Here is a 25,825-nt window from a genome sequence, read left to right as displayed (position 1 = left end):
CTGATGGATCTCCGCGGCGTCGCGACGCCCGGCACGCACGCTCGACGCACGGGGTGGCGCACGCCGATCGCACGCACCGAACGCCGCTCCTTCTCCCACGGAGATCCATCAGAAGGGCCCTAGCCGTAGACCGGGCCGGTGTACTTCTCGCCGGGGCCCTGGCCCGGCTCGTCGGGGACGATCGAGGCCTCGCGGAAAGCCAGCTGGAGCGACTTCAGGCCGTCCCGCAGCGGGGCCGCGTGGAAGGAGCTGACCTCGGTCGCGGAGGCGTCGAGCAGTCCGGCCAGCGCGGTGACCAGCTTGCGGGCCTCGTCGAGGTCCTTGTACTTGTCGCCCTCCTCGGTCAGACCGAGCTTCACCGCGGCCGCGCTCATCAGGTTGACGGCGACCGTCACGATCACCTCGACCGCGGGGACCTCGGCGATGTCGCGGGTCATCTCGTCGAAGTCGGGCTGCTCGGCGGAGCCGGGGCCGGAAAGGGGCGTCTCACTCATGCCCCACACGATAGGCGCAGCCACGCACCGCGCTCACCAGGGCCCGCCTCGCCCCAATTGGCCGTCTCTCCGATTGGCTGCTAGCCTGGTGTGACGACCGGCCGGACAGGTATGCCATACGGATAGCTGACCCGGCCCACAAGTGGAGGCTTCGAACTCCCACCCGACCACCCCCAGGGCGGCGGGTCACCGGTCAGACGGTCCCTTCGCCGTTTCACGGCGACGGCGTTCCGTCCGATAGCGCGCCCCGCGATCCTCGCGGCGGTGTCTCCGGTAGTTCGAGGAGTCCCGCCTGTGATCGTCCGGGGCATTTTTTGTGCTTCGGTGCGGTTAGGTCTTACGACACAGACGTTACGCGGCTGTCCGCCAGACCGTCGCGTGGTGCTACCGAGGAGGATCCATCAGCACCGAGCCCCGCATCAACGACCGGATTCGCGTTCCCGAAGTGCGACTTGTCGGTCCCAGCGGCGAGCAGGTCGGGATTGTTCCGCTTGCCAAGGCCCTGGAGCTTGCCCAGGAGTACGACCTCGACCTCGTCGAGGTGGCTGCGAGCGCACGCCCGCCGGTCTGCAAGCTCATGGACTACGGCAAGTTCAAGTACGAGTCGGCCATGAAGGCCCGTGAGGCGCGCAAGAACCAGGCGCACACGGTCATCAAGGAAATGAAGCTCCGGCCGAAGATCGACCCGCACGACTACGACACCAAAAAGGGTCACGTCGTCCGGTTCCTCAAGCAGGGCGACAAGGTCAAGATCACGATCATGTTCCGTGGTCGCGAGCAGTCCCGGCCCGAGCTGGGCTACCGACTGCTCCAGCGGCTCGCGGAGGACGTCCAGGACCTCGGTTTCGTGGAGTCGAACCCGAAGCAGGACGGCCGGAACATGATCATGGTTCTCGGTCCGCACAAGAAGAAGACCGAGGCGATGGCCGAGGCCCGGCAGGCGCAGGAAGCCCGCAAGGCGGATGCGAAGGCCAACCCCGGTCGGTCGCAGAACCCCGCCGAGGCCGAGGCTGAGGCCGACGTCGAGGTCGAGGCGCCCGCCGAGGAGCACGCCGAGGCGTGATCCCGGGGTACACCCGCCCCAGGGCAGCAGCCGGGGGCGAGCGTCCCAGGATGTAACCGATACAAGAGCGACGTTCCACCGTGCCCGGTTTTCGCGACCGGGCACCGGAGCGCCACCGACGAGGAGATAACGGCGCTATGCCGAAGAACAAGACGCACAGCGGTGCCAGCAAGCGCTTCAAGGTCACCGGCTCCGGCAAGGTGCTGCGTGAGCGCGCCGGCAAGCGCCACCTGCTCGAGCACAAGTCGTCCCGCGTGACGCGTCGCCTGACCGGCAACGCCGAGATGGCCCCGGGTGACACCGCGAAGATCAAGAAGCTTCTCGGCAAGTGACACGAGGGCGCCTCGCCGCGCCCTGAGTCAGTACAACCGGGACCCAGTCGTTTCCGGGCCGCGTGAGTCCAACCGCGGCCCCGCTACAAGGAGTTAACAAGTGGCACGCGTCAAGCGGGCAGTCAACGCCCACAAGAAGCGCCGGGCGATCCTCGAGCAGGCCTCCGGCTACCGCGGTCAGCGTTCGCGCCTGTACCGCAAGGCCAAGGAGCAGGTCACCCACTCGCTGGTCTACAACTACAACGACCGCAAGAAGCGCAAGGGCGACTTCCGTCAGCTGTGGATCCAGCGCATCAACGCCGCTGCCCGCGCCAACGGCATCACCTACAACCGCTTCATCCAGGGTCTGAAGGCCGCGAACGTCGAGGTCGACCGCAAGATCCTGGCCGAGCTCGCGGTCAACGACACGAACGCGTTCGCCGCGCTCGTCGAGGTGGCGCAGAAGGCGCTGCCGTCGGACGTCAACGCCCCCAAGGCGGCGTGACGCTGCGCTGGCTTCGGCCGACGTGACTCAAGGACCCGCAGGCTGAAAAGCTTGCGGGTCCTGCTGTTGGCCCACGGCATTCGTCCGGCTGCGGGCTTGTGGGGGCTGGTCGCGCAGTTCCCCGCGCCCCCGAAGGGGCGCTTCTCCGCCGCGTTTCCTTGAAAGTGACCGACACGATGGCCACCCCCGAGCTGATCTCCCCGCGTTCCGCGCGGGTCTCCGCCGCCCGGCGGCTCGCGAAGCGAAACTTCCGCGGGAAGGACCGGCTGTTTCTCGCCGAGGGGCCGCAGGCCGTCCGGGAGGCGGCCGGACACCGGGTCGGGGACGCACCGACGCTCGTGGAGCTGTTCGCGACCGTCGAGGCCGCCGAGCGGTACGCCGACATCGTGGGCAAGGCCAGGACGGTCGGCGCCCGGATCCACCTCGCCTCCGAGGACGTCGTCGCCGACATCTCCACCACCGTGACGCCCCAGGGCCTCGTCGGGATCTGCCGGTTTCTCGACACCCCCTTCGAGGAGGTCCTCGCCGCCCGCCCCCGGCTCGTCGCCGTCCTCGCCCACGTCCGCGACCCGGGCAACGCCGGGACCGTGCTGCGGTGCGCCGACGCGGCCGGTGCCGAGGCCGTCGTCCTCACCGACGCGTCCGTCGACCTCTACAACCCCAAGGCCGTGCGCGCCTCCGTCGGCTCGCACTTCCACCTGCCGGTCGCCGTCGGCGTCCCCGTCGAGCAGGCCGTGGCCGGGCTCAGGGACATCGGGGTGCGGATCCTCGCGGCCGACGGCGCGGGCACCGACGACCTCGACGACGAACTCGACAAGGGGACCATGGGCGGCCCGACCGCGTGGGTCTTCGGCAACGAGGCGTGGGGCCTCCCGGAGGAGACCCGGGCGCTCGCCGACGCCGTCGTGCGCGTCCCGATCCACGGAAAGGCCGAGAGCCTGAACCTCGCCACCGCCGCCGCCGTATGTCTCTACGCATCGGCCCGTGCACAGCGTGCCCCCGGAGGGTGCCGTTCCGTCACCAGGGGCTAGTAGGGTGACCAGCCCAGGGGGCCTGCTGCGCCGTCTGAGAGGTGGAGTGAGGGGATGAGTGTCGGCACCAGCGACGCGCCGGGTGGCCGGGGTACCGGCCGCGGACCCGCACCCCGGCACGGCGACCTCACCGGGCTCGGCATCGACCCCGACGAACTGCCCGACGGCCTGGTGATCGCCGACGAGCACGGCATCGTCGTCTGCTTCAACGCCGCCGCCGCCCGCATCACCGCCACCGCACCCGCCGACGCCCTCGGCCTGGGCCTGGAGAAGGCCCTGCCGTTGGAGGACCTGGAGGGCAGGCGCTGGTGGCAGCTCACCGACCCCTACGGCGGCCTCGCCATCCGGGCCGGCCAGCCCGAGCGCAACCTGCTGCTGCCCGGCGGCCGGGAGGTGATGGTGTCGGCCCGCTACGTGCGCGCCGAGCCGGCCGGCCCCGTGCGCCGGGTCGTCGTCTCGCTGCGGGACACCGAGGCCCGGCGCCGCACCGAACGCAGCCACGCCGAGCTGATCGCCACCGTCGCCCACGAACTGCGCTCGCCGCTCACCTCCGTCAAGGGGTTCACGGCCACCCTGCTCGCCAAATGGGAACGGTTCACCGACGACCAGAAACGGCTGATGCTGGAGACGGTGGACGCGGACGCCGACCGGGTCACCCGCCTCATCGCCGAGCTGCTGGACATCTCGCGGATCGACAGCGGGCGGCTCGAAGTGCGCCGGCAGCCGGTGGACATGGGCGCGGCCGTCGGACGGCACATCCAGGCGTACGTGGCCGCCGGGCAGCCCGCCGACCGGTTCCTGCTGCGGATCGAGCAGCCGTTGCCCGCCCTCTGGGCCGACCCCGACAAGATCGACCAGGTCCTCAGCAACCTCATCGAAAACGCCGTGCGCCACGGCGAGGGAACTGTCACCATCGACATCACGCCCTCGGCGTCCCCGCGTGAAGGGGAGGACGCCGGTACGTCGGTCACGGTGGGCGACGAGGGTCCAGGCATCCCGGAGGAGTCCATGAACCGCGTCTTCACCCGCTTCTGGCGGGGCAGCAAGCGCGGTGGCACCGGCCTGGGCCTGTACATCGTCAAGGGCATCGTGGAAGCCCACGGGGGCACCATCACCGTCGGACGCGCCCCGAGCGGCGGCGCCGAGTTCCGATTTACGTTGCCCGTGAGCGCGCCGGCGTATCTCACCTGAGATCGGCCGGGCGGCCCGCGGGCGCATCCGTACACCTCCACCCCGTTAGACTCGGCCTTTGGCACCTTTGTGTCCTGCACACGGCCACCGACGGTCACGGGGACCATCCGCCAGTAATCGGAAGCACGGGAAGAGATGTCGGCACCGAACAAGTCGTACGACCCTGTAGAGGTCGAGGCGTTGAAACCGGAAGAGATCGAGCGCATGCGGGACGAGGCGCTCGCCGCCTTCGCCGCCGCGGACTCCCTCGACGCGCTCCAGGAGGCCAAGGTCGCCCACACCGGGGGCACCTCCCCGCTGGCCCTCGCCAACCGCGAGATCGGCGCCCTGCCCCCGCACGCCAAGGCCGCCGCCGGCAAGCTGGTCGGCCAGGCCCGTGGCGCGGTGAACAAGGCCCTCGCCGGCCGTCAGGAGGAGCTGGAGGCCGAGCGCGACACCCGGGTGCTCGTCGAGGAGGCGGTGGACGTCACCCTGCCCCACGACCGCGTCCCGGCCGGCGCCCGGCACCCGCTGACCACGCTCTCGGAGCGCATCGAGGACATCTTCGTGGCCATGGGCTACGAGGTCGCCGAGGGCCCCCAGGTCGAGGCCGAGTGGTTCAACTTCGACGCCCTGAACATCGGCCCGGACCACCCGGCGCGCGGCGAGGCCGACACCTTCTTCGTGCGGACCTCGTCCACCGGCGGCTCCGCCGCCGGCTCGGGCGGCACCGAGTCCGGTGTCGTGCTGCGCACCCACACCTCACCGGTGCAGATCCGCTCGCTGCTCGACCGTGAGCTGCCGGTCTACGTGATCTGCCCGGGCCGGGTCTACCGCACCGACGAGCTGGACGCCACCCACACCCCGGTCTTCCACCAGGTCGAGCTGCTCGCCGTGGACGAGGGCCTGACCATGGCGGACCTCAAGGGCACCCTGGACCACATGGTCCAGTCCCTCTTCGGCGAGGGCATGAAGACCCGGCTGCGGCCGAACTTCTTCCCCTTCACCGAGCCGTCCGCCGAGATGGACATGCTCTGCTACGTCTGCAAGGGCGAGTCCGTCGGCAACCCCGACCGCCCCTGCCGTACCTGCTCCTCCGAGGGCTGGATCGAGCTGGGCGGCTGCGGCATGGTCAACCCGCGGGTGCTCACCGCCTGCGGCGTCGACCCGGAGAGGTACAGCGGCTTCGCCTTCGGGTTCGGCATCGAGCGGATGCTGATGTTCCGCCACAACGTCGAGGACATGCGAGACATGGTCGAGGGTGACGTCCGGTTCACCCGGCCGTTCGGGATGGAGATCTGATGCGGGTCCCGCTTTCTTGGCTGCGGGAGTACGTCGACCTGCCGGCGACTCAGACCGGGCGTGACGTCCAGGCCAAGCTCATTTCGGCAGGCCTCGAGGTGGAGACCGTCGAGCAGCTCGGCGACGGCCTCAAGGGCCCCCTGGTCGTCGGCCAGGTGCTGACCATCGAGGAGCTGGAGGGGTTCAAGAAGCCCATCCGCTTCTGCACCGTCGACGTCGGCTCCGCCAACGGCACCGGTGAACCGCAGGAGATCGTCTGCGGCGCCCGCAACTTCGCCGTCGGCGACAAGGTCGTCGTCGTCCTGCCCGGGGCCGTGCTCCCCGGCGGCTTCTCCATCAGCGCCCGCAAGACCTACGGCAGGACCTCCCACGGCATGATCTGCTCCAGCGACGAGCTGGGCATGGGCGACTGGGGGTCCCCCCGGACGGAGTCTGGGGGAGGCGCCCACGGCATCATCGTGCTGCCGCCGGAGACCGAGGTCGGCAAGGACGCCATCGAGCTGCTCGAACTGGTCGACGAGGTCCTGGACATCGCCGTCACCGCCAACCGCGGCGACTGCCTGTCCATCCGCGGCGTGGCCCGCGAGACCGCCATCGCCTACGGTCTGCCGCTGCGCGACCCGGCCCTGCTCGACGTGCCGGGACCGAACGCCTTCGGCTACCCGGTCCAGGTCTCGGACCCGTTCGGCTGCGACCGCTTCACCGCGCGCACCGTCAGCGGTCTGAGCCCCGAGGCCCGCTCCCCGATCTGGCTCCAGCGCCGCCTGCAGAAGGTCGGCATGCGCCCGATCTCCCTCGCCGTCGACGTCACCAACTACGTGATGATGGAGCTCGGCCAGCCGCTGCACGCCTACGACCGCAACCTGGTCCAGGGCGCCATCGGCGTCCGCCGCGCGGCCGAGGGCGAGAAGATCGTCACCCTCGACGGTGTGGAGCGGAAGCTGTACGCCGAGGACCTGGTCATCACCGACGACCGCGGGCCCATCGGCCTCGCGGGCGTCATGGGCGGCGCCGACACCGAGATCGCCGACCACGATGCCGCCGAGAACGGGGCCGACTCCACCACCGACGTGGTGATCGAGGCGGCCCACTTCGACGCGGTCGCGATCGCCCGCACCGCCCGTCGGCACAAGCTGTCCTCCGAGGCCTCCCGCCGCTTCGAGCGCGGTGTCGACCCGCAGGCCGCGGCCGCCGCCGCGCAGCGCACCGTCGACCTGCTGGTGCTGCTCGCCGGCGGCACCGCCGAGGCCGGGGTCACCGAGGTCATCGCGCCGTCGGCGCCGCACACCATCACCCTCGCGGCGGACCACCCCGACAAGGTCGCGGGTGTCGCGTACGGCCGGGAGACCGTCGTCCGCCGTCTCCAGGAGGTCGGCTGCGACGTCTACGGGCAGGACGAGCTGATCGTCACCGTGCCGTCCTGGCGGCCGGACCTGTACGAGCAGAACGACCTGGCCGAAGAGGTCATCCGGCTGGAGGGCTACGAGAACCTGCCCTCCACGCTGCCCAGGCCGTCGTCCGGCCGGGGCCTGACCGCCCGGCAGCGGCTGCACCGCCGGGTGGGCCGCGCGCTCGCCGGGGCCGGCTTCGTCGAGGCACTGAACTACCCGTTCGTCGGCGAGGGCGTCTTCGACCAGCTCGGCCTGGCCGCCGACGACCCGGCCCGCCGCGTCGTCAAGCTCACCAACCCGCTCAACGACGAGGAGCCCGCGCTCCGTACGTCGCTGCTGCCGGGCCTGCTCGGCGCGCTCCGGCGCAACGACGGGCGCGGGGCGCACGACCTGGCGCTGTTCGAGACCGGCCTGGTCTTCCTGCCCCGCGAGGAGCAGGGCGGCGCCGGGCACCTCCCGGTCGACCGCCGTCCGACCGACGCGGAGATCGCCGCGCTGAACGCCGTGCTGCCCGAGCAGCCGCGCCATGTCGCCGTCGTCCTCGCGGGCGCCCGCGAGCAGGCCGGCTGGTGGGGCAAGGGCCGTCCGGCCGACTGGGCCGACGCGGTCGAGGCGGGGCGCGCGGTGGCGCGTGAGGCCGGGGCCGAGCTGATCGTGCGGGCCGGCCAGTACGGGCCGTGGCATCCCGGCCGGTGCGCCGAGCTGGCGGTCGTCGCCGACGGTGCCGAGCGGGTCGTGGGCCACGCCGGTGAGCTGCACCCGCGGGTCGTGAAGGCGCTGGGGCTGCCGGCCCGCACCTGCGCGATGGAGCTGGACCTGGACGCGGTCGAGCAGGCCGGCGACGGCACCCCGCAGGCGCCGAGCATCTCGACGTTCCCGGTGGCCACGCAGGACGTCGCCCTCGTGGTCGACAAGCCGGTACCGGCGGCGGAGGTCGAGGCGGCGCTGCGCGAGGGCGCGGGTGAACTCCTGGAGGCGATCCGGCTGTTCGACGTGTACGTCAACGACGAGCAGCTCGGCGACGGGAAGAAGTCGCTGGCGTACGCGCTGCGCTTCCGGGCGCCCGACCGCACGCTGACCGTGGACGAGGCGTCGGCTGCGCGGGATGCGGCGGTCGCCCTCGCCGGGGAGCGCACCGGGGCGGTGCTGCGCGGCTAGGCCCCGCTGTCTGCATATATGCGGGTCTCCGGTGAGGGCTCACTCATTTGAGTGAGATCCACCTGGGACATGGCCCTTCGTGGGCATGCCGTCGACAGAATCGGACCGGCCTCTCGGGGTCGGTCCGATTCTGTCTGTCAGGGCCTACATGGGGGCCATCGGCATGATCCGCATCAAGGCTGGGGTTCCCCGCAGCAGGCGGCCCCGGACGCACTCACGGCCCAGGCGCCGTGCCCTCGCCCTGGCGTTGCCCACGGCATGGGGTGCCGTCGCGGTCGGCTACCGGTTCGGGTGCCCGCTGGCCGCGCAGACCGCGCTCGGCGCCCGGATCGTCACCAGCGCGGTGTTCTTCGCGGTCGGCACCGGGCTGATACTCCATGTCCGCCGGACCCTCCTCAGGGAGCTGAGGCAGGCCCGCAAGGTCGCCGGTGCCGCGCAGAGCGTGCTGCTGCGGCCGCTGCCACCGCGCCTCGCCGGGCTGCACGTGGCCGCCGCCCAGCTCTCCGCCGACCGCGGCGCGAGCATCGGCGGCGATCTCTACGAGGCCGTCGCCACCGAACACGGCGTACGGGTCGTGATGGGCGACGTCCGCGGACACGGACTGGCCGCCGTCGCCACGGCCGCGGCCGTCCTCGGCAGCTTCCGCGAGGCCGCCCACGACGAACCCGAACTGGGCCGGGTCCTGGGCCGCCTGGACCGCGCCCTCGCCAGGCACCTGCGCGAACGGGCCAGGACGGAACACCCCTCCAGCGGCCTCGACCCGGACCACCCGGTCGCCGAGGAGTTCGTCACCCTGCTGCTCCTGGAGATCGCGGGAGACGGCGAGGTACGGGCGATCAACTGCGGTCATCCGTGGCCGTACGTGCTGAGCGGCACGCGCGTGGCGCCCGTGTCGTCGGCCGATCCGCTCCCGCCGCTCGGTCCCTTCCCGCTCCCGGCGGACCTGACCGCCCCGTCCTGCGGTCGTCTGCTCCCCGACGAGTCCCTGGTCCTGTACACGGACGGCGCGGAGGACGCGCGCGACGCGAGGGGCCGTTTCTTCTCCCTGCCGGAGGCACTCGCGAAAGCGGTACGGGACCACCCGGTCTCCCCCCAAGCCGTCCTGCGCACGGTCTTCACGGCCGTGCTGCACCACACGAACGGCCGCCCGACCGACGACATCGCCCTCCTGGTGCTCCGCAACGGACGCACGCAGCACCGCGCACCTTCAGGGGCGCGGGGCGATGACTGCCTTCAGCGGCCCCTTCGCTAGGGCCCTTCTGATGGATTTCCGCGGCGTCGCGACGCCCCGCACGCCGATCGCACGCACCGAACGCCGCTCCTTCTCCCACGGAGATCCATCAGAAGGGCCCTGTTCGTCGCCCGAGCCGACGGCCGGGCCACCGCGTTGTTCGAGGGGGAGCCGGTGGCCGGGCCGGCCTCTTGCGAGGCAGTCCAGTCAACCGGACCGACACTCTCCGCGACAGCGCGCGCACGCTGCGGATGCGCGCACTCGGTTCACACCCCGTGTGAACCCGCACCCACTACGCTGACGGCACCAGGCCACCCGGGGGGCATCCATGCAGCCCAACTCACTGCTCGACGCGATCCTGGACGAGGCGGGGATCTCGCACGCCGGTCTCGCCGCCCACGTCAACCAGGCGGGCCGGGCCCGTGGACTCTCGCTACGCTACGAACACACCGCCGTCGCCCGATGGCTGAAGGGGCAGCGGCCCAGGGGGCAGGTGCCCGACCTGATCTGCGAGGTGCTCGCCGGCCGCCTGCACCGCCCGGTCACCCTCGACGACATCGGCCTCGGCGTCTCCGGGGAACCCAGCGCCCCGCACGCCACCTCGCTCTCCGGCTTCGTCGAACGGGCCACCGCCCTGTGGCGCTCCGACGAGCAGCAGCGCCCGCACATACTCGGCGCCCCCGCGGTCACCGGCACACCCGCCGTGATGCCGGTGTGGGAGTGGGAGAACCCCCCGGAGGACGTGGACGTCTCGCGCGGCGGACGGCACCGGGTGACCCACGCGGACCTGGAGATGCTGCGCGCGGCCCGCGCCCACTACGAGCAGATGTACCGCAAGGCCGGCGGAATGGCGACCCGCACCCGGATCGTCGGTTTCCTCAACGCCGAGGCGGCCCCGCTGCTGCGCGGCAGCTACACGGACGCCACCGGACGCCAACTGCACCGGGCGACCGGCGGGTTGGTGGCCATCGCCGGTATCTGCGCGTACGACTCCGACGCCCACGGTCTCGCCCAGCGCTACTTCCACCAGGCCCTGCGCCTGGCCAAGGCCAGTGGAGACCGGGGGCTCGGCGCGTACGTCATCGCGCTGCTCGTCAACCAGTCCCTGTTCATGCGGGAGTTCCGGCAGGCCGTCGCCTTCGCGGAGGCCGCGCTGCGCGCCGCGGGCAAGCACATCACCCCCGCCCTCGCCTCCGACCTCTACGCGATGCAGGCCAAGGCGTACGCCCACCTCGGCGACGGCACGAGCGCGCTGTCCTGCATCCGGCTGGCCGAGACGGCCGCCGATCGCATCCGGCGGGGCCACGAACCCGACGAGACCGGCTATGTCCAGCCGGGCCTGGTCAACGTACAGGTGGCCGAGGCGCTGCTCAGCCTCGGCGAACTCGCCGCCGCCCGGGAGCACGCGGCGGCCGCCGTCGACAACCCGGCCCACGACCGGGGGCGGGTGCACCGGCTCGCCATGCTGAGCACCATCGAACTGCGCCAGGGAAACGCCGACAACGCGGTGGCCACGGCCGTGCTGATGGCCGAGCAGGCCCGCGGGATGGAGTCCCAGAGGCTGCGCGACAGACTGCGCGCGGTACGCGAGCACCTGGTGCGCAGCGGCGGCGCCGGAACCGCCGAGGCCGCCGAACTCATCGACGGCGCACTGCGCGTACCGCTCTAGACGTGCTGTAGGCCGGAGGAGCCCCTGCTGCGATATTGCCACTTACTCGGCGGAAGGTGGCAGAACCATGCAGTGGGCGAAACAGAACGAACAAACTGTGTATGAAAACCGCTGGTTCAGCGTCAATCTCGCAGATGTCGAGCTGCCGGACGGCCGGCACCTCGACCACTTCCTGATACGGCTGCGGCCGGTGGCCGTGGCGACGGTGATCAACGAGGCGGGCGAGGTCCTGCTCCTGTGGCGCCACCGCTTCATCACCGACAGCTGGGGCTGGGAACTCGCGGCGGGAGTCGTGGAGGACGGCGAGGACATCGCCGTCGCGGCCGCCAGGGAACTGGAGGAGGAGACCGGCTGGCGGCCGGGAACCCTGCACCACCTCATGACCGTGGAGCCGTCCAACGGCCTCACCGACGCCCGGCACCACATCTACTGGTCCGACGAGGGCGAGTACGTCGGACACCCCGTGGACGACTTCGAGTCGGACCGCCGGGAGTGGGTCTCCCTCAAGCTCGTCCCGGACCTGATCGCCCGTGGGGAGGTCCCGGCCGCCAACATGGCGGCCGCGTTACTCCTGTTGCATCACATGAGGTTCGCCGACGACCGGTAGGTCAGCGGGCCAGCGCCTGCCAGACCGTGACGACCAGGGCGCCCAGCGCGGTGAGCGCGGCGAGGGAGGGCAACGGCCAGCGGGCGTGTTCCAGCGAGGACAGGCGGGCGTTCAGGTCGTCCAGTTCCTTGGCCGTCTCCTTGGTGCGGTGGCTGAGCAGGTTCAGTCCTCCCTCGACCTGCGCGTAGGCCACATCGAGGCGGCGACGTAACTCTGCGAGTTCTCCTTGGACCACGGGATGCTCTGGTTCGGTGGTCACGGGTCCACTCCCTTGCGTAGTCGAAGTCGTTGTTCCGCATCCCTTTGCATGCGCATGAAGAGTGAACTCGCCTGGTGAGCGCGTGGGGAGAGTGTGCGAAGGGCATATGCGTGCCCGGGGTGCACACGGTGTGTGAAACGCACGGGCCCGGCACCGAAGGAGGTGCCGGGCCCGTGAAGCGTCGCTCGCTGTGACCGACGGGGCGTGCTCAGCCGTACGTGTAGAAGCCCGACCCGGTCTTCCGCCCCAGCCGCCCCGCCTCGACCATGCGCTGGAGCAGCGGGGGAGCGGCGTACAGCGGCTCCTTGTACTCGGCGTACATGCTGTTCGCGATGGACACGATGGTGTCCAGGCCGATCAGGTCGGACAGCCGCAGCGGGCCCATCGGGTGGGCGCAGCCCATCTCCATGCCGTTGTCGATGTCCTCGCGGCCCGCGATGCCGGACTCGAACATCCGGATGGCGGAGAGCAGGTACGGCACCAGCAGCGCGTTGACCACGAACCCGGAGCGGTCCTGGGCGCGGATCGCGTGCTTGCCCAGCACCTTCTCGGCGAACATCTGGGCGCGGCTGAGGGTGCCCTCGGAGGTGGTGAGGGCGGGGATCAGCTCGACCAGCTGCTGCACCGGCGCCGGGTTGAAGAAGTGGATGCCGATCACATGGTCGGGGCGGGAGGTCGCGACCGCCAGCTTGACCAGCGGGATCGAGGAGGTGTTGGAGGCGAGGATCGCGTCCGGGCGGGTCACCACCTGGTCGAGCACCTGGAAGATCTCCGTCTTCACCTGCTCGTTCTCCACGACGGCCTCGATCACCAGGTCACGGTCGGCGAACTCGCCGAGGTCAGTGGTGAAGCTCAGCCGGGCCAGGGTGGCGTCCCGCTCCTCCTCGCTGATCTTGCCGCGCTCGGCGGCCTTGGCCAGGGAGTTGTACAGCCGGGTCCGGCCGATCTCCAGGGCCTCGCCGGTGGTCTCGGCGACCCGCACGTCCAGACCCGCGCGGGCGCACACCTCGGCGATGCCCGCTCCCATCTGGCCGCAGCCCACGACTCCGACCTTCTCGATGTCGGTCACATCGTCCCTTTCGCTGATCTTCGGCCGGCCGGCAGGACCTCCGGATCCGGTGCCTGCTCCGTTCGTGCACGTTACCCGTAAGTATCGATGATCGATCGTCCGGGTGGGGGCATCCTGTGCGCGGAAGCGATCCGTGATCGCGCGGATCCGCAGCGTCGGAAGGTCTCACGATGGCACGAGTGTCCCGCAGGGCGTTCGCGTTGGCGGCGCTGGCCACGCTCACGACGGGGGCACCGGGCGCGGCGGCCGGCGCGGGACGTCCCCGCCGGGCGGCCACCGAGATGCGCGGCATGTGGCTGGCGACCGTCTCCAACCGCGACTGGCCCTCCCGGGCCGGCCTCACGGCCGGGGACCAGCGCCAGGAGCTGACCGCCCTTCTCGACAAGGCGGTCCAGCACCGGCTCAACACCGTGATGGTGCAGGTGAGGCCGACCGCGGACGCCTTCTGGCCCTCGCCGTACGAGCCCTGGTCGCAGTACCTCACCGGCACCCAGGGCAGGGACCCCGGCTGGGACCCGCTGGGTGTGGCCGTCGAGGAGGCGCATGCCCGGGGTCTGCACCTGCACGCCTGGTTCAACCCGTACCGGATCGCCAACCACACCGACCCGGGCAGGCTGGTCCCCTCGCACCCGGCGCGCAAGCACCCGGACTGGGTGGTGCCCTACGGCGGCAAGCTCTACTACAACCCCGGGCTCCCGGCCGTCCGCGCCTTCGTGGAGCAGGCGATCCTGGACGCGGTCGCCAGGTACCCCGTGGACGCGGTCCACTTCGACGACTACTTCTACCCGTACCCGGTGGCCGGCCAGACCTTCGACGACGACGAGGCCTACGACACCCACGGCGGCGACTTCTCCTCCCGGGCGGACTGGCGACGGAACAACATCGACAAGCTGGTGACCGAGACCGCCGCCGGGATCAGGAAGCTGCGACCCGGCACCCGGTTCGGGATCAGCCCGTTCGCGGTGTGGCGCAACGCCGCCACCGACTCCCGCGGCTCGGACACCCGGGCGGGCGTCGAGACGTACGACGACCTGTACGCGGACACCCGGACGTGGGTGCGGAAGAACTGGATCGACTACATCGTCCCGCAGGCGTACTGGCCGATCGGGAACGCCGCAGCCGACTACGCCGAGATCGTCGACTGGTGGGCGGGCGTGGCCGAGGGGTCCGGGACCCGGCTGTACATCGGCGAGGCGCTCTACCAGGCGGGTGCCGCCGGCGCGGCCTCGGCCTGGCAGGACCCGGCCGAGCTGTCCCGGCACCTCACCCTGGCCGACCGGTACCCACAGGTCGGCGGGCACGTGTACTTCGCGGCCCAGGACGTGGCCGCGGACCGGATCGGGGCCCTGTCCCGGGTGGTCGCCGACCACTACCAGCAGCCGGCGAACCCACCGGGCTGACCACCGGACCCCGCGCGGGCCTCGACACCGGCCCCGCACGGGCCTAGAACTAGTGACGGGTCTCCTGGTGCCTGACCTGGCAGTCGGGGCCGGGGGACATGATGGCCTCGTGGCCGTCCTCGAAGCGGACCCGGTAGGGCGGGTTGCCCTCCGGTCCCAGCACCTTGACGACGGTCGAGACCTGGTCGTGCTGTCCGACCACCCTGCCGTGCTGGACAAGCTGGTCGCCCTCGGATGCACGCATCTCCAGGGCCTCCTCACGATCGCGATCGTTGGGTGACGGCGATGCACACGAGCACTGCGGCGGCCGTGAGTGGAGCGGCCACGGTGAGGTGCTCGCCCAGCAGCAGCACCGACCACACCAGTGTGAGCAGGGGCTGGGCCAACTGCAACTGGCTGGCCTTCGGGATCCCGATGGTCGCCATGCCCCGGTACCAGACCATCAGACCGAGGAACTGCGAACCCGCCGCCACCCACAGCACACCGGCGATTGCGTGCACGCTCCAGACGACCGGCTCGTACGACAGCGCGACCGCCGCGGCCGGCACGGTCAGCGGCAGACAGAGCACCAGCGCCCAGCCGATGACCTGCCAGCCCGGCATGACCCGGGCCAGCCGGCCGCCCTCGGTGTAACCGGCCGCGCACACCACCAGCGCCCCGAAGAGGTAACCGTCGGCGGTCGTGAGCGCCCCGCCGCTCTGGGCGACCGTGAACGCCAGCACGGCCGCGGCGCCCGCCAGTGCCGCCGCCCAGAAGGTGCGGGAGGGGCGGACGCCCGTGCGCAGGGCCGAGAAGAGGGCGGTGGTCAGCGGGAGCAGGCCCACCACGACCGCCGCGTGCGAGGTGGTGGAGGTCTCCAGGGCGAGCGTGGTCAGCATCGGGAAGCCCAGCACGACGCCGGCCGCGACCACGGCCAGCCCCGCCCGGTGCCGGCGTTCGGGGAGCCGTACCCGCAGGAACAGCAGGCAGGAGCCCGCCATGACCGCCGCGAGCACGCTGCGCACCGCGACCAGGGCCCAGGGGCCGAAGCCCTCCAGGCCCCAGGCGGTGGCGGGGAAGGTGAGGGAGAAGGCGACGACACCGAGGGCGGCCTGCACGGTGCCCAGCCGGTGGGAGGCGGGAGCGGTGGTCGCGGGACCTGCCGAGGGACCTGCCGAAGGACCGCTGACCGCTATCGAAGTCGGCTCGGTAGCGCTACTCTGTGCTCTCATGCATGAGCGTAGCAGCGTGGTGGAGCTGGCGGAACGGCTCCGACGGGATCTCGACCGCTACTCACCAGGTGGGAAGCTCCCGTCGAGCCGGGCGCTCGTCGAGCGGTTCAGGGTGAGCCCGGTGACCGTCTCGCGGGCGTTGGCCCAGCTGGTCGCGGAGGGGCTGGTCGTCACCCGGCCCGGCGCCGGTGCCTTCAAGGCCCGGCCGCGCGCCACGGCCGAGCCCGTCGGCGACACCTCCTGGCAGGAGGTCGCGCTCAGCGCCGAGGGCGCCCTCGACGTGGTCCCGCGCACGGTGGACGCCTCCGGGGTCACCGTCTGCCTGGCCGCCCCGCCGCCCGGCGTCCTGGAACTCAGCGGCGGCTACCTGCACGCCTCCCTGGAGCCCGAGCGCGCCATGGCGGCGGCCCTCGCCAGGGCCGGCCGACGTCCCGGCGCCTGGGGCCGGCCGCCGCTCGACGGGCTGCCCGAGCTGCGCGAGTGGTTCGCCCGCGACATCGGCGGCGCCGTCACCGCCGCCGAGGTGCTGATCGCGGCCGGCGGTCAGTCCGCGCTCGCCACCGCCCTGCGCGCCCTCGCCCCGCCCGGCGCCCCCGTCCTCGTCGAGTCGCCCACCTACCCCGGCATGCTCGCCATCGCCCGCGCCACCGGCCTGCGCCCGGTCCCCGTCCCGGTCGACCCCGACGGCGTGAAGCCGGAACTGCTCACCGACGCCTTCCGTGCCACCGGCGCCCGGGTCTTCGTCTGCCAGCCCCTCTTCCAGAACCCGACCGGCGCCGTCCTCGCCCCCGACCGCCGCGCCGAGGTGCTGCGCATCGCCCGCGCGGCCGGCGCGTTCGTCGTCGAGGACGACTTCGTACGACGGCTCGTGCACGCGGACGCGGGTCCGCTGCCCCGCCCGCTCGCGGCCGACGACCCGGACGGGGTGGTCGTCCACGTGGGCTCGCTGACGAAGGCGACGTCCCCCAGCTTCCGGGTGGCCGCCCTGGCCGCCCGCGGCCCGGTCCTCGAACGCCTGCGCGCCATCCAGATCGTCGACACCTTCTTCGTGCCCCGGCCGCTCCAGGAGGCCGCCCTCGAACTCGTCGGCTCCCCGGCCTGGCCCCGCCATCTGCGCGCCCTGTCGGCCGAGCTGAAGACCCGCCGGTCCACGCTCACCGGCGCCGTCGCCCAGCACCTCCCCGAACTCGCCCTCCCGCACATCCCGTCCGGCGGCTACCACCTCTGGCTGCGGCTGCCCGAGGGCGTCGACGACACGACCCTGACCGGCGCCGCCCTTCGCGCGGGCGTCGCCATCACCCCCGGCCGCCCCTACTTCAGCGCCGAACCCCCCGCCGCCCACGTCCGGCTGAGCTTCGCGGCGGTCGCCGGGACGGGCGAGCTGACCGAAGGGGTACGGCGGCTGCGCGCCGCCTGCGACGAGGTGCTGCGCCCCGGACCCTGACCGGACCCGGAAATCCGATCGACGCCGCCGCGCCCCAGCCGCGAGGATCCCCGCATGAGTGACGCACCCGGCCTCCCCGAGGGCTACGAGTTCTCCGCCGACACCGACCGGGTGGACGTCGACCGCGTCCACCGCTGGCTGTCCACCGACGCCTACTGGGCGACCGGCCGCCCGCTGGAACAGCAGCGCCGGGCGATGTCGGGGTCCCTCAACTTCGGGGTGTACGACACCGTCACCGGCGAGCAGGTGGCGTACGCGCGCGTGGTGACCGACCACGCGCTGTTCGCCTGGCTCGCCGACGTGTACGTCGACCCGACGGTGCGCGGCAAGGGCGTCGGCACGGCGATGGTCGGGGCGATCCGCGAACACCTGCGGCCGTCCGGGGTGCGCCGGGTGCTGCTGGCCACCCATGACGCCCACGGCGTCTACGCGAAGCTCGGATTCGCCCCGCTCGAACACCCGGACCAGTGGATGGCGTTGTACTACCCGGTACCGGAGTGACATTACGGCCGACTTGTCGGACACCTCCTGACCACTGGGTAACATTTCCCCCACCTCGGCAACCAACCGACCGAACGCTCTTGACCTGCGCACATGGGCGTCACACCATCGCCGCATGTCACTACGGGTCACGTTCGTCGCGGCCGCGCGCAGCTCACCGATGCTCGCCGAGCGTTTCGAGGACGACCGCCCGCTGGACCAGGCGGGCTGGCAGGAGGTGCAGCGCGTCGTCCCCGAGCTGCTGCCGCTGGCGGCGGCCGAGCTGCGCTACTGCTCACCGACCCCACGAAGCCGGGCGACCGGGGAGGGCCTCGGGTACGCCCCGCTGGTCCAGCTCGCCCTGCGCGACTGCGACATGGGCCGCTGGCGCGGGCTGACGCTCGGCGAGGCGATGGCACGGGAGCCGGACCTGGTGGACGCCTGGCTCGCCGACCCGCGTGCCGTCCCGCACGGCGGTGAGTCGCTGCTGGGGTTCATCTCCCGGGTGGGCGGCTGGCTGGACACCCGCCCGGTGGGCGACGGCGGCCGGATCGTCGCCGTCGCCGAACCCTCGGTGATCCGCGCCGCCGTCGTCTACGCCCTCAAGGCCCCGCCCTCGACCTACTGGAACATCGACGTCCGCCCGCTGTCGACGACCACCGTCACGGGCCTCGCCGGCCGCTGGAACCTCCGCTTCGACGCCGTGCCGCCGCAGCCCCCGCGCACGTAGCCCCGCCCGGCGCCGGCGCGCGCGGCCCCGGTCACTCCTCGCGCGTGTAGTCGGTCGTCAGGACCAGGTCCTTCGCGGGACCGCCCACCCGCCACACCGTCCGCCAGCGGTCGGCGTCCCGGACCGTGAACTCGCCCCGGTAGAGGTCGGCCGCGCAGGGGTGGTCGGCGACGTACCGGCCCGACGTCAGGTCCAGGTCGTGGAAGGGCCGCCCGTCGGCGAACCGCACGTCCGCCGTCCCCGGCCGCGCGCCCGGCAGGAACCGCAGCGTCCGCTCGGCGGGCCGCGCCACCCCCTGCCAGGTGAACGTCCCCGACTCCTCGTGCAGCAGCCCGCCCCCGTCCAGCGGCCGGAACACGGTGGTCCCCTCGAACCGCCCCTCGTCCCCGCCCGCCAGGTCCCGCACGGTCCGCTCGACCCGCCACCGCCCGGCCAGATGGGCCAGCACGTCCGGCACCGGCCAGAACCCGTCCACGTCCCTCACCTCCTCGCACCCGGCGAGCACAGCGCACAGCGCACCGCCCCCGCCGTGCCCGCGTCCCTCTCGACCTCGACCCTCTAGAAGGCTGACAGCCTTCTAGGGCCCTAAGCGACGTCGGTGCCGGGCGCGGGCCGCTCCCCGACCGGGAGCAGCCCACGCTCGCCGAACACCTTCTTCGCGACCAGGGTGGCGTTCAGCGCCCGCGGGAAACCGCAGTACCCGGCGGAGTGCAGCAGCGCCTCCACGATCTCCTCCGGGGTGAGGCCCGCGTTGAGGGAGAAGTTGATGTGCACCTCCAGCTGGGGCTCGCAGCCGCCCAGCGCGGTGAGGATGCCCAGCGTCACCAACTGCCGGTCGCGGGGCGGCAGCTGGGGGCGGGAGTAGATCTCCCCGAAGCCCCAGGCGACCACCTGGTGACCCAGCTCGGGACTGGTGTCGGCCAGGGCGTCGAGAACCTGGGGTGCGGCGCCGCCGGCGACCTGGCCCATGACCTCCAGGCCCTGGGCGAAACGCTCTTCACGGGTCGTGCTCTCGCTCATGCCGGTTCTTCCGTTCTCCTCGGCGACGGTCACGACGAGAACGCTAGGAGTTGGAGCGTGCTCCAGGTCAAGCCGGCGCAGCGCTCACCCGGCACCCGCAGCGTGGCGATCCGCCCAGCCCGCGCCCTGGCCCCGGACGGTGTCCGCGGCGGCGAGGAGTTCGCGGAGAACGGTCCGCACCGCCCGGCGCGCCGTGCGTTCGGGGCGGTGGAGGACGTCGATGTGGCGGTGGACCTCGATACCGTCGAGTGCTCTGAGGACGACACCCGGGTGCGGGCGCGACGTCCAGCGGGGCATCAGGGCGATCCCGCCGCCCGCCGCGACCACCTCCGCGACCACCGCGATCTCGTTGACCCGGTGGAGGATCTCGACCCGGCGGCCGGCCGCGGCGGAGATGGCGTCGACGGTCGCCAGGAGCGGGAAACCGTCGTGCACGCTGATCCAGGGCTCGCCGGCGACGTCCTCGGCGGTCAGGGCGGACCGGGCCGCCAGGGGGTGGCCGACGGGCAGGGCGATGTCCAGGGGCTCGCGCAGCAGCGGGGTGACCGTCGCGGTGCGCGGCCAGGGCGGGGCGTGTTCGAGACGGTGGGCGACGACCAGGTCGTGGACGCGGGTCAGGGGCGGGAAGTCGGCCTGCGCCACGTCCTCGTCGTGCAGGGCGAGCCGAGGGGAGTCCGGTGCCCGCAGCCGTCGCAGCAACAGTGGGTAGAAGGCGGCCGCCCCGCTGTGGAAGGCGGCCAGGGACACCGTGCCCGCGGGCTCCTCGACGTACTCCTCGACGGTGTGGCGGGCCCGGGCCAGTGCCGTCTCCACACCGATCGCCGCGTCGGCCAGCGCCTGCCCGGCCGCCGTGAGGACCAGCCGACGCCCCGCGCGCTCGGTGAGCGGGACCGGGATCGAGCGCTGCAACAGGCGCAGCTGCTGCGAGATCGCCGAGGGCGTGACCCGCAGCGCCTCGGCGACCGCCGTGACGCTGCCCAGCTCGCCCAGCTCGCGCAGGACCCGCAACTGCCGCTCGTCCACGACCAGAGTGTAGCCCCGCTAAAAGATTGGTTCACGAACTGGGCATTTACTTCAACATGCAGGTCCGGGGATCGTGAACGGCATGCCGACCAGCCGCCGTACCGATGGGGTGCTGCTGGCCGTCGCCGTCGTCTGGGGCTCCAGCTACCTGACAGCGAAGACGGCCACGGACGCCCTCCCCGTACTGACCGTCCTCCTCCTGCGACATGCCGTCGCCGCGCTCGCCTGCCTCCCCGTGCTGTGCGGACCCGGTTCCCCCAGCCGCGCCGAGAGGTTCTGCGGCGGTCTGCTCGGGCTCACCCAGTCCGCCGTCCTCGTCCTGGAGACCTACGGCGTCGCCCACACCAGCGCCGGGAACGCGGGCCTGATCATCAGCCTCACCCTGGTGCTCACCCCGGTCCTGGATCGCGCGCGGCCGCCGGGGAGGTTCTTCCTCGCCGCCGCTGTCTGCGTAGCCGGGGTCGGGCTGCTCGTGTGCGGCAGCGGGCTGCACGCCCCCGGCGCGGGCGACCTGCTGATGCTGGCGGCGGCGGTGGCCCGGTCGGGGCACGTGGTGCTGGTCGGGCGGGTGACCGCGGGCCGCACCCTGCGTCCGCTGCCGCTGACGGCGGTGCAGAGCGTGGCCGGCGCGGTCCTCTTCCTCGGGCCGGCGGCGTCCGGCCTGCCGGCGCTCGCCAGGACCGGCGCCGTCACCTGGGCGCAGCTCCTCTATCTGGCGCTGGGCTGCGGCCTGTTCGCGTTCCTCGCCCAGACCTGGGCGATCCAGCGCACCTCCGCGACCCGGGCCGGGCTGCTCCTCGGTACCGAGCCGGTGTGGGCCCTGCTGGTCGGCATCGGGTTCGGCGGCGAACGCCTCACCGTGCTCTCCGCGCTGGGAGCCGCACTGATCGTGGTGGGGACGTACTGGGGCAGATCAATCGAACGTGTCCACCGGTCCGCGTCCGCGTACGCGGCTCCCATGAGGGTCGCCGGGGGCCTCTCACGAGGGCGTTAACCTGAAAAACATTTCCCCGAAAGCTTTTGTTTCCTGTGAAGTCGTGAATTCTTTCCCTGTGGCACGTGGTTTCGGAATTGGAGTTGTCATTTCATATGCGAGACACAACCATCACGAACCTCCACCCGTCTAAGTCGGCGAAACAAAGACCAGCGGGGAGTGACGTCCCCGTTATTTCTCTGGGGGCCGCACGGAATGAATCGCACTACCCTGACCGAGCGCGAACAGGGGGTGAAACCGGCAGGAGACATAAAGACGAGGACCGGTCCGGCGCGGCGGCTCGCCGATCGTCCGAGAACGTCCGCCGCCCTGCTCGCGGCCCTCCTCACCACCGTCGCGTTCTGCGCCGCCGACGTAGCGGCCCGCAGCTACCCCTTCGGCCCCCGCACCCGCGACGTCAACGACCTCGGCAACCAGTACGTGCCCTTCCACGCCCACCTCTGGGACCTGCTGCACGGCAGGGCCGACGGCGGGCTCCTCGTCAACTGGCAGTCCGGCTACGGCTCCAGCTTCCTGCCGGACGTCGGCACCTATCTCAGCAGCCCGTTCGCCCTGCTGGTCGCGGTGTTCCCGCGCGACGAGATCGACCTCGCGGTGTACACGATCACCGTGCTGAAGACGGCGACGGCCGGCGCCGCCATGGCCTGGCTGCTGCTCACCCTGCGCCGGGGCCGCTGGTGGGCGGCCGGTCTGCTGGGCGCCTCCTACGCGCTGTGCGGCTGGAGCCTCGCGCTCGCCTCGTACAACCCGATGTGGCTGGACGGTCTGATCGCGCTGCCGCTGCTCTGCCTGGTCGGCGAGTGGCTCATGACCGGCCGGCGCCCGCTGCTCGGCGTGGTGATCGTGGCGCTGGCCTGGATCGCCAACTTCTACACCGCCTACATGGCCACCCTCGGCGCCGCCCTGGTGCTGCTGCTCCGGCTGGTGCTGGCCGAACTGCCCTGGCGGCGCGCCCTGGCCGTGGTGGGCCGGGCCGCGGTGACCGTCGGGCTCGGCATCGGACTGGCCGCGCCGCTGGTGGTCGTCGTGTACTTCGGCACCAAGCACGCCTACCCGGGCCGTGAGGGCCAGTTCGCCCCCGTCAGCACCGAGGACCTGCTCGCCCGGCTGCTGCCGACCACCTACAGCTACGCCTCCCCGGCCCTCTACGTCGGAATCACCGCGCTCGTCCTCGCCCTGGCCCTGCCGTTCCACCGCGCGGTCCCGGTCAAGGTGCGGGCGGGCTGGACCGGGCTCGTGCTCGCGGTCGCCCTCTCCCTTCAATGGGCGCCGACCAGCCTCGCCTGGCACGCCTTCGCCGTCCCGAACGGCAGCTCCTACCGCCAGGCGTTCGTGTGCTGCGCCCTGCTGGTCATCGCCGCCTGGCACGCCCTCGCCGACGGGGCGCCGGACCGGCGGGCCCTCGGCGCGGCGGCCGTGCTGCTGGTCCTGATCGCCGCCGTGGCCGGCCGCAGCCCGCTGATCCACCGGCACCCCCACTTCACCTGGCCGATCGTGGCGCTGGCCGCCGCGGGTGCGCTGGGCGGCCTCGCCCTCCTCGCCCTCGGGAACGGCCGGCCCGCGTTGGTCGGGCTCGCCGCGCTGCTGCTGATCGGCGCGCAGTTCGGCGAGGCCGCCGCCACCTCCGCCGTGGCCACCCACCGGCGCCTCAACGAGATGGACGACTACGCCCCCTGGGGCGACCGCCAGCAGCGGGAGGCGGACGCCGTCGCCCGGGCCGACGCCTGGCCGCGGTACCGCACGGACCCCGGCCGGGAGCAGACGGTCGGCAACGACCCGATGGTGGTCGGCGGCCAGGGCGCCCAGTACTACAGCAGCCTCACCTCCGACGTCCTCAGCCGCACCCTCACCGCGCTCGGCGGCGGCTGGACCTCGCACGCACGCAGCCTGCAGACCCTCGACAACCCGGTCACCGACGCGCTGTTCTCGGTGGGCGCCCGGCTGCACAACCCGCCGGACCCGCACCAGAAGTGGCTGCCCCAGGGCGGCGGCACGACGACCGTCACCCGCCAGGACGTCCCGCCGCTGGTGACCGTCCGGCCGGCCGCGCCCCGGACCACCCCCGCCGCCTTCGGCCCCTCGCCCTACCGCAACCAGGAACTGCTGCTCGGCGCCCGCGTCTACACCCTGCCCCGCACCACCCTCGGCGCCGGCCGGCAGGACGACGAGGTGCGGGGGACGCTGGTGGACGCGGCCGCGACGCTCACCGCGCGCTGCCGGCCCGGGAGCGAGGTCTTCCTGTGGGCGCCGCACTACTCCGGCACCGCCCGGCTGCCCGGTGGCGGCGGACAGCAGCTCTACCGGTCCGACCCCGAGAACACGAAGATCGCCGCGATGCAGCCGCTCGGCACGGTTCCCGCCACCGGGCGGGTCCGGATCGAGCTGCGGCCCGACCTTCCCGGCCGGGTCCCGGCCCGGGGGGCGGTCGGCTGTCTCGACACCGCGCGGCTGCGCGCCGCGGTCCGGCACCTGAGGTCCACGGGCGCGACGGAGATGTCCGTCTCCGACGGCACCGTGCACGCCCGGCTGCCCGCAGGCAGCAGGGGGACCGCCGTGGTGGCCGCCCCGCGCATCGCCGGCTGGCGCTGCTCCGCCGGCGGCCACGAGACGCCGGCGGGCGAGTTCTACGGCCTGATCGCCGTCCCCCTGGACGGCTCCGCCACCAGCCTCACCTGCACCTTCCACCCTCCCGGCCTGCGCCTGGGCGCCGCCGTCGGCGGCGCCTCGCTGCTGGCGCTGCTCCTGATCGGCGCCGTCCCGGCCGTCCGCCGCAGAACCGCCGCCCGCCCCGGCGAGCGCACGGTCACCGCTCACTGACCCGTCCCCAGGGGAGAAGAACCCATGCTGATATCGATCGTCGCGCCCTGCTACAACGAGGAAGACGTCATCGAGCGCTTCCACGAGCAGGTCCAGAAGATCGCCGACGAACTCCTGCCGCTCGGCCACGACATGGAGTTCGTCTACGTCGACGACGGCAGCCGCGACCGCACGCTGACCCTGCTGAGCCGGATCGCCGACGTCGACTCACGCGTCCGGTACGTCTCCTTCAGCCGCAACTTCGGCAAGGAGTCGGCCCTGCTCGCCGGCCTGAAGCACGCCACCGGCGACGCCGTGATCGTCATGGACGCCGACCTCCAGCACCCGCCGGAGCTCATCAAGCGGATGGTGGAGCTGCGCGGCGAGGGCTACGACCAGGCCATCGCCAGGCGGACCCGGCAGGGCGACCGCTTCACCCGCACCCTCACCGCCCGCCTCTACTACCGGCTCATCAACCGGCTGGTCGACGTCGAACTCGTCGACGGCGTGGGCGACTTCCGGCTGATGTCGCGCCGCGTGGTGGACGCGATCGTGAGCCTCACCGAGTACAACCGTTTCTCCAAGGGCCTGTTCGCCTGGGTCGGGTTCCCCAGCACCACCTTCGAGTACGAGAACGCGGTGCGCGAGCACGGCAGCAGTTCCTGGTCGTTCCGCAGCCTGCTCAACTACGGCCTCGACGGGCTGCTCTCCTTCAACAACCGTCCGCTGCGCGCCGCGCTCTACCTCGGCATGACCCTGCTGGCCCTCGCCGGCGCGTACACGGCGTGGATCGTGGGCGCCGCGATGATCAACGGCGTGCAGACGCCCGGCTATGTCACCATCATTACAGCCGTCACCGCCCTGGCCGGCGTCCAGATGATCATGCTCGGGGTCATCGGCGAGTACACCGGCCGGATCTACTACGAGGTCAAGGGGCGCCCGCACTTCCTGGTGAAGGCGACGAACGTGGACCGTACGGAAGACCGCACCCGCGGCACGACGAAGGACCTCATCCCCTGATGCCGAACGCCCTGTCGACCGCCCCGACGACCACCAGACCTCCACGTCCAATATCGGGACAGATCATCACCTTCGCGGCGGTGGGTGTCGTCAACACCGCGACCTACTACGGGCTTTACCTGCTTTTTCTCAGGTATTTGCCATATCTCGCCGCGCACGTTATCGCCTTCTTGCTCAGCATGGTCGGCTCGTTCTTTCTCAATGCTCGATTCACTTACCGGATCCGTCCCACCTGGCGGAAATTCCTGCTCTTCCCGCTGACCAACGCGACGAATTTCGTGATCACCACGGCGGGGGTGTACGTGATCGTCGACGTACTCCACGTGGGAAGCGAGTTCGCGCCGCTGATGGCGTCGGCGGCGGCGATCCCGGTGACGTTCGTGGTGTCGCGGTGGGTCATGCTGCCGAAGGTCGAGGCCGCATAGTCCTGCGCTCTGTTGCATAAAC

General features: G+C 72.0%; 26 protein-coding genes. 18 read left to right on the top strand and 8 right to left on the bottom strand.

Translation table 11 applies throughout. The features are described 5' to 3' along the window. Positions 1-119: 119 nt before the first annotated feature. Entirely contained in the window at positions 120-494 is a 375-nt protein-coding gene (locus tag AB0958_RS17230; RefSeq protein ID WP_366891246.1) for a DUF1844 domain-containing protein, read from the bottom strand. A 400-nt stretch (positions 495-894) separates the two neighbouring features. Between AB0958_RS17230 and infC the strand changes: the two genes are divergently transcribed. From infC to AB0958_RS17180, 10 genes are all read left to right on the top strand, one after another. Next, on the top strand, positions 895-1,557 hold the full coding sequence (gene infC / locus AB0958_RS17225) for a translation initiation factor IF-3 (RefSeq protein WP_366891253.1): 663 nt from the start codon (positions 895-897) through the stop codon (positions 1,555-1,557). Positions 1,558-1,694: 137 nt separating this feature from the next. Then, entirely contained in the window at positions 1,695-1,889 is a 195-nt protein-coding gene (gene rpmI, locus AB0958_RS17220) for a 50S ribosomal protein L35 (RefSeq protein WP_046726698.1), read from the top strand. A 100-nt stretch (positions 1,890-1,989) separates the two neighbouring features. Beyond that, complete coding sequence (gene rplT, locus AB0958_RS17215) at positions 1,990-2,373, top strand: 50S ribosomal protein L20 (protein WP_132889174.1); 384 nt, start codon at positions 1,990-1,992, stop codon at positions 2,371-2,373. Positions 2,374-2,549: 176 nt separating this feature from the next. After that, positions 2,550-3,404, top strand: a complete 855-nt coding sequence (locus AB0958_RS17210) for an RNA methyltransferase (RefSeq protein WP_366891252.1) — start codon at positions 2,550-2,552, stop codon at positions 3,402-3,404. A 54-nt stretch (positions 3,405-3,458) separates the two neighbouring features. Next, entirely contained in the window at positions 3,459-4,595 is a 1,137-nt protein-coding gene (locus tag AB0958_RS17205) for an ATP-binding protein (protein WP_366891245.1), read from the top strand. Positions 4,596-4,730: 135 nt separating this feature from the next. Beyond that, complete coding sequence (gene pheS / locus AB0958_RS17200; RefSeq protein ID WP_366891244.1) at positions 4,731-5,876, top strand: phenylalanine--tRNA ligase subunit alpha; 1,146 nt, start codon at positions 4,731-4,733, stop codon at positions 5,874-5,876. Further along, the gene (gene pheT, locus AB0958_RS17195; RefSeq protein WP_366891243.1) at positions 5,876-8,425 is read left to right on the top strand and encodes a phenylalanine--tRNA ligase subunit beta; all 2,550 of its coding nucleotides are present in this window, start codon (positions 5,876-5,878) and stop codon (positions 8,423-8,425) included. The genes pheS and pheT overlap by 1 nt, the downstream gene beginning before the upstream one ends. A 163-nt stretch (positions 8,426-8,588) precedes the next feature. Further along, positions 8,589-9,677, top strand: coding sequence for a PP2C family protein-serine/threonine phosphatase (locus tag AB0958_RS17190; protein WP_366891242.1), 1,089 nt, complete (start codon positions 8,589-8,591; stop codon positions 9,675-9,677). A 307-nt stretch (positions 9,678-9,984) separates the two neighbouring features. Further along, positions 9,985-11,325: a transcriptional regulator gene (locus tag AB0958_RS17185; RefSeq protein ID WP_366891241.1), complete on the top strand. Its 1,341-nt coding sequence runs from the start codon at positions 9,985-9,987 to the stop codon at positions 11,323-11,325. 67 nt (positions 11,326-11,392) lie between these two features. Beyond that, complete coding sequence (locus AB0958_RS17180) at positions 11,393-11,932, top strand: NUDIX hydrolase (RefSeq protein WP_366891240.1); 540 nt, start codon at positions 11,393-11,395, stop codon at positions 11,930-11,932. A gap of 1 nt (position 11,933) precedes the next feature. On the opposite strand, the gene AB0958_RS17175 is transcribed toward AB0958_RS17180, so the two are convergent. Both AB0958_RS17175 and AB0958_RS17170 read right to left on the bottom strand, forming a co-directional pair. After that, positions 11,934-12,191: a hypothetical protein gene (locus AB0958_RS17175; RefSeq protein WP_366891239.1), complete on the bottom strand. Its 258-nt coding sequence runs from the start codon at positions 12,189-12,191 to the stop codon at positions 11,934-11,936. Positions 12,192-12,399: 208 nt separating this feature from the next. Next, entirely contained in the window at positions 12,400-13,260 is an 861-nt protein-coding gene (locus AB0958_RS17170) for a 3-hydroxybutyryl-CoA dehydrogenase (RefSeq protein ID WP_366891238.1), read from the bottom strand. A 170-nt stretch (positions 13,261-13,430) separates the two neighbouring features. Here AB0958_RS17170 and AB0958_RS17165 point away from each other — a divergent pair, with 170 nt between their 5' ends. After that, complete coding sequence (locus AB0958_RS17165; RefSeq protein ID WP_366891237.1) at positions 13,431-14,660, top strand: family 10 glycosylhydrolase; 1,230 nt, start codon at positions 13,431-13,433, stop codon at positions 14,658-14,660. Between the two features lie 49 nt (positions 14,661-14,709). On the opposite strand, the gene AB0958_RS17160 is transcribed toward AB0958_RS17165, so the two are convergent. Beyond that, positions 14,710-14,904 carry a DUF1918 domain-containing protein gene (locus AB0958_RS17160; protein WP_366891236.1) on the bottom strand — a complete coding sequence of 65 codons (195 nt, stop codon included), beginning with the start codon at positions 14,902-14,904 and terminating at the stop codon, positions 14,710-14,712. A gap of 13 nt (positions 14,905-14,917) precedes the next feature. Continuing rightward, positions 14,918-15,871, bottom strand: a complete 954-nt coding sequence (locus AB0958_RS17155) for a DMT family transporter (RefSeq protein WP_366891235.1) — start codon at positions 15,869-15,871, stop codon at positions 14,918-14,920. On the opposite strand from AB0958_RS17155, the gene AB0958_RS17150 reads away from it, so the two are divergent. The 3 genes from AB0958_RS17150 to AB0958_RS17140 all read left to right on the top strand — a co-directional run bounded on the left by AB0958_RS17150 (position 15,870) and on the right by AB0958_RS17140 (position 18,525). Beyond that, entirely contained in the window at positions 15,870-17,315 is a 1,446-nt protein-coding gene (locus tag AB0958_RS17150; RefSeq protein WP_366891234.1) for a PLP-dependent aminotransferase family protein, read from the top strand. The two genes, AB0958_RS17155 and AB0958_RS17150, sit on opposite strands and share 2 nt — an antisense overlap. Before the next feature lie 54 nt (positions 17,316-17,369). Next, the gene (locus tag AB0958_RS17145) at positions 17,370-17,816 is read left to right on the top strand and encodes a GNAT family N-acetyltransferase (RefSeq protein WP_366891233.1); all 447 of its coding nucleotides are present in this window, start codon (positions 17,370-17,372) and stop codon (positions 17,814-17,816) included. Between the two features lie 115 nt (positions 17,817-17,931). After that, positions 17,932-18,525 (top strand): histidine phosphatase family protein, encoded by a 594-nt coding sequence (locus AB0958_RS17140; RefSeq protein ID WP_366891232.1) that lies wholly within the window; start codon positions 17,932-17,934, stop codon positions 18,523-18,525. Between the two features lie 31 nt (positions 18,526-18,556). Here the strand turns inward: AB0958_RS17140 and AB0958_RS17135 are convergent, their stop codons facing one another. From AB0958_RS17135 to AB0958_RS17125, 3 genes are all read right to left on the bottom strand, one after another. Then, positions 18,557-19,000 (bottom strand): DUF6314 family protein, encoded by a 444-nt coding sequence (locus AB0958_RS17135; RefSeq protein ID WP_366891231.1) that lies wholly within the window; start codon positions 18,998-19,000, stop codon positions 18,557-18,559. 110 nt (positions 19,001-19,110) lie between these two features. Beyond that, on the bottom strand, positions 19,111-19,545 hold the full coding sequence (locus tag AB0958_RS17130) for a carboxymuconolactone decarboxylase family protein (protein ID WP_366891251.1): 435 nt from the start codon (positions 19,543-19,545) through the stop codon (positions 19,111-19,113). 84 nt (positions 19,546-19,629) lie between these two features. After that, on the bottom strand, positions 19,630-20,568 hold the full coding sequence (locus tag AB0958_RS17125) for a LysR family transcriptional regulator (protein ID WP_366891230.1): 939 nt from the start codon (positions 20,566-20,568) through the stop codon (positions 19,630-19,632). A gap of 82 nt (positions 20,569-20,650) precedes the next feature. On the opposite strand from AB0958_RS17125, the gene AB0958_RS17120 reads away from it, so the two are divergent. From AB0958_RS17120 to AB0958_RS17105, 4 genes are all read left to right on the top strand, one after another. Beyond that, entirely contained in the window at positions 20,651-21,562 is a 912-nt protein-coding gene (locus AB0958_RS17120; protein WP_366891229.1) for an EamA family transporter, read from the top strand. A 195-nt stretch (positions 21,563-21,757) separates the two neighbouring features. Then, on the top strand, positions 21,758-24,379 hold the full coding sequence (locus AB0958_RS17115; RefSeq protein WP_366891228.1) for a YfhO family protein: 2,622 nt from the start codon (positions 21,758-21,760) through the stop codon (positions 24,377-24,379). A gap of 24 nt (positions 24,380-24,403) precedes the next feature. Then, positions 24,404-25,378 (top strand): glycosyltransferase family 2 protein, encoded by a 975-nt coding sequence (locus AB0958_RS17110; RefSeq protein WP_366891227.1) that lies wholly within the window; start codon positions 24,404-24,406, stop codon positions 25,376-25,378. After that, complete coding sequence (locus tag AB0958_RS17105) at positions 25,378-25,803, top strand: GtrA family protein (protein ID WP_366891226.1); 426 nt, start codon at positions 25,378-25,380, stop codon at positions 25,801-25,803. Before AB0958_RS17110 ends, AB0958_RS17105 begins: the two co-directional genes overlap by 1 nt. The last annotated feature ends 22 nt before the right edge of the window (positions 25,804-25,825 follow it).

The sequence above is a fragment of the Streptomyces sp. NPDC006655 genome, from assembly GCF_040703965.1.
In the GTDB taxonomy this organism is placed as follows: domain Bacteria; phylum Actinomycetota; class Actinomycetes; order Streptomycetales; family Streptomycetaceae; genus Streptomyces.
The sequence above is the reverse complement of the archived record's forward strand: the minus strand, read 5'-3'. Positions and strand labels throughout refer to the sequence as shown.

Coding starts and splice junctions, on each gene's coding strand:
- AB0958_RS17230 (WP_366891246.1), bottom strand. CDS start 494: ATGAGTGAGACGCCCCTTTCCGGCCCCGGCTCCGCCGAGCAGCCCGAC.
- rpmI (WP_046726698.1), top strand. CDS start 1,695: ATGCCGAAGAACAAGACGCACAGCGGTGCCAGCAAGCGCTTCAAGGTC.
- AB0958_RS17210 (WP_366891252.1), top strand. CDS start 2,550: ATGGCCACCCCCGAGCTGATCTCCCCGCGTTCCGCGCGGGTCTCCGCC.
- AB0958_RS17205 (WP_366891245.1), top strand. CDS start 3,459: ATGAGTGTCGGCACCAGCGACGCGCCGGGTGGCCGGGGTACCGGCCGC.
- pheS (WP_366891244.1), top strand. CDS start 4,731: ATGTCGGCACCGAACAAGTCGTACGACCCTGTAGAGGTCGAGGCGTTG.
- pheT (WP_366891243.1), top strand. CDS start 5,876: ATGCGGGTCCCGCTTTCTTGGCTGCGGGAGTACGTCGACCTGCCGGCG.
- AB0958_RS17190 (WP_366891242.1), top strand. CDS start 8,589: ATGATCCGCATCAAGGCTGGGGTTCCCCGCAGCAGGCGGCCCCGGACG.
- AB0958_RS17185 (WP_366891241.1), top strand. CDS start 9,985: ATGCAGCCCAACTCACTGCTCGACGCGATCCTGGACGAGGCGGGGATC.
- AB0958_RS17180 (WP_366891240.1), top strand. CDS start 11,393: ATGCAGTGGGCGAAACAGAACGAACAAACTGTGTATGAAAACCGCTGG.
- AB0958_RS17165 (WP_366891237.1), top strand. CDS start 13,431: ATGGCACGAGTGTCCCGCAGGGCGTTCGCGTTGGCGGCGCTGGCCACG.
- AB0958_RS17160 (WP_366891236.1), bottom strand. CDS start 14,904: ATGCGTGCATCCGAGGGCGACCAGCTTGTCCAGCACGGCAGGGTGGTC.
- AB0958_RS17150 (WP_366891234.1), top strand. CDS start 15,870: ATGCATGAGCGTAGCAGCGTGGTGGAGCTGGCGGAACGGCTCCGACGG.
- AB0958_RS17155 (WP_366891235.1), bottom strand. CDS start 15,871: ATGAGAGCACAGAGTAGCGCTACCGAGCCGACTTCGATAGCGGTCAGC.
- AB0958_RS17145 (WP_366891233.1), top strand. CDS start 17,370: ATGAGTGACGCACCCGGCCTCCCCGAGGGCTACGAGTTCTCCGCCGAC.
- AB0958_RS17140 (WP_366891232.1), top strand. CDS start 17,932: ATGTCACTACGGGTCACGTTCGTCGCGGCCGCGCGCAGCTCACCGATG.
- AB0958_RS17130 (WP_366891251.1), bottom strand. CDS start 19,545: ATGAGCGAGAGCACGACCCGTGAAGAGCGTTTCGCCCAGGGCCTGGAG.
- AB0958_RS17120 (WP_366891229.1), top strand. CDS start 20,651: ATGCCGACCAGCCGCCGTACCGATGGGGTGCTGCTGGCCGTCGCCGTC.
- AB0958_RS17115 (WP_366891228.1), top strand. CDS start 21,758: ATGAATCGCACTACCCTGACCGAGCGCGAACAGGGGGTGAAACCGGCA.
- AB0958_RS17110 (WP_366891227.1), top strand. CDS start 24,404: ATGCTGATATCGATCGTCGCGCCCTGCTACAACGAGGAAGACGTCATC.
- AB0958_RS17105 (WP_366891226.1), top strand. CDS start 25,378: ATGCCGAACGCCCTGTCGACCGCCCCGACGACCACCAGACCTCCACGT.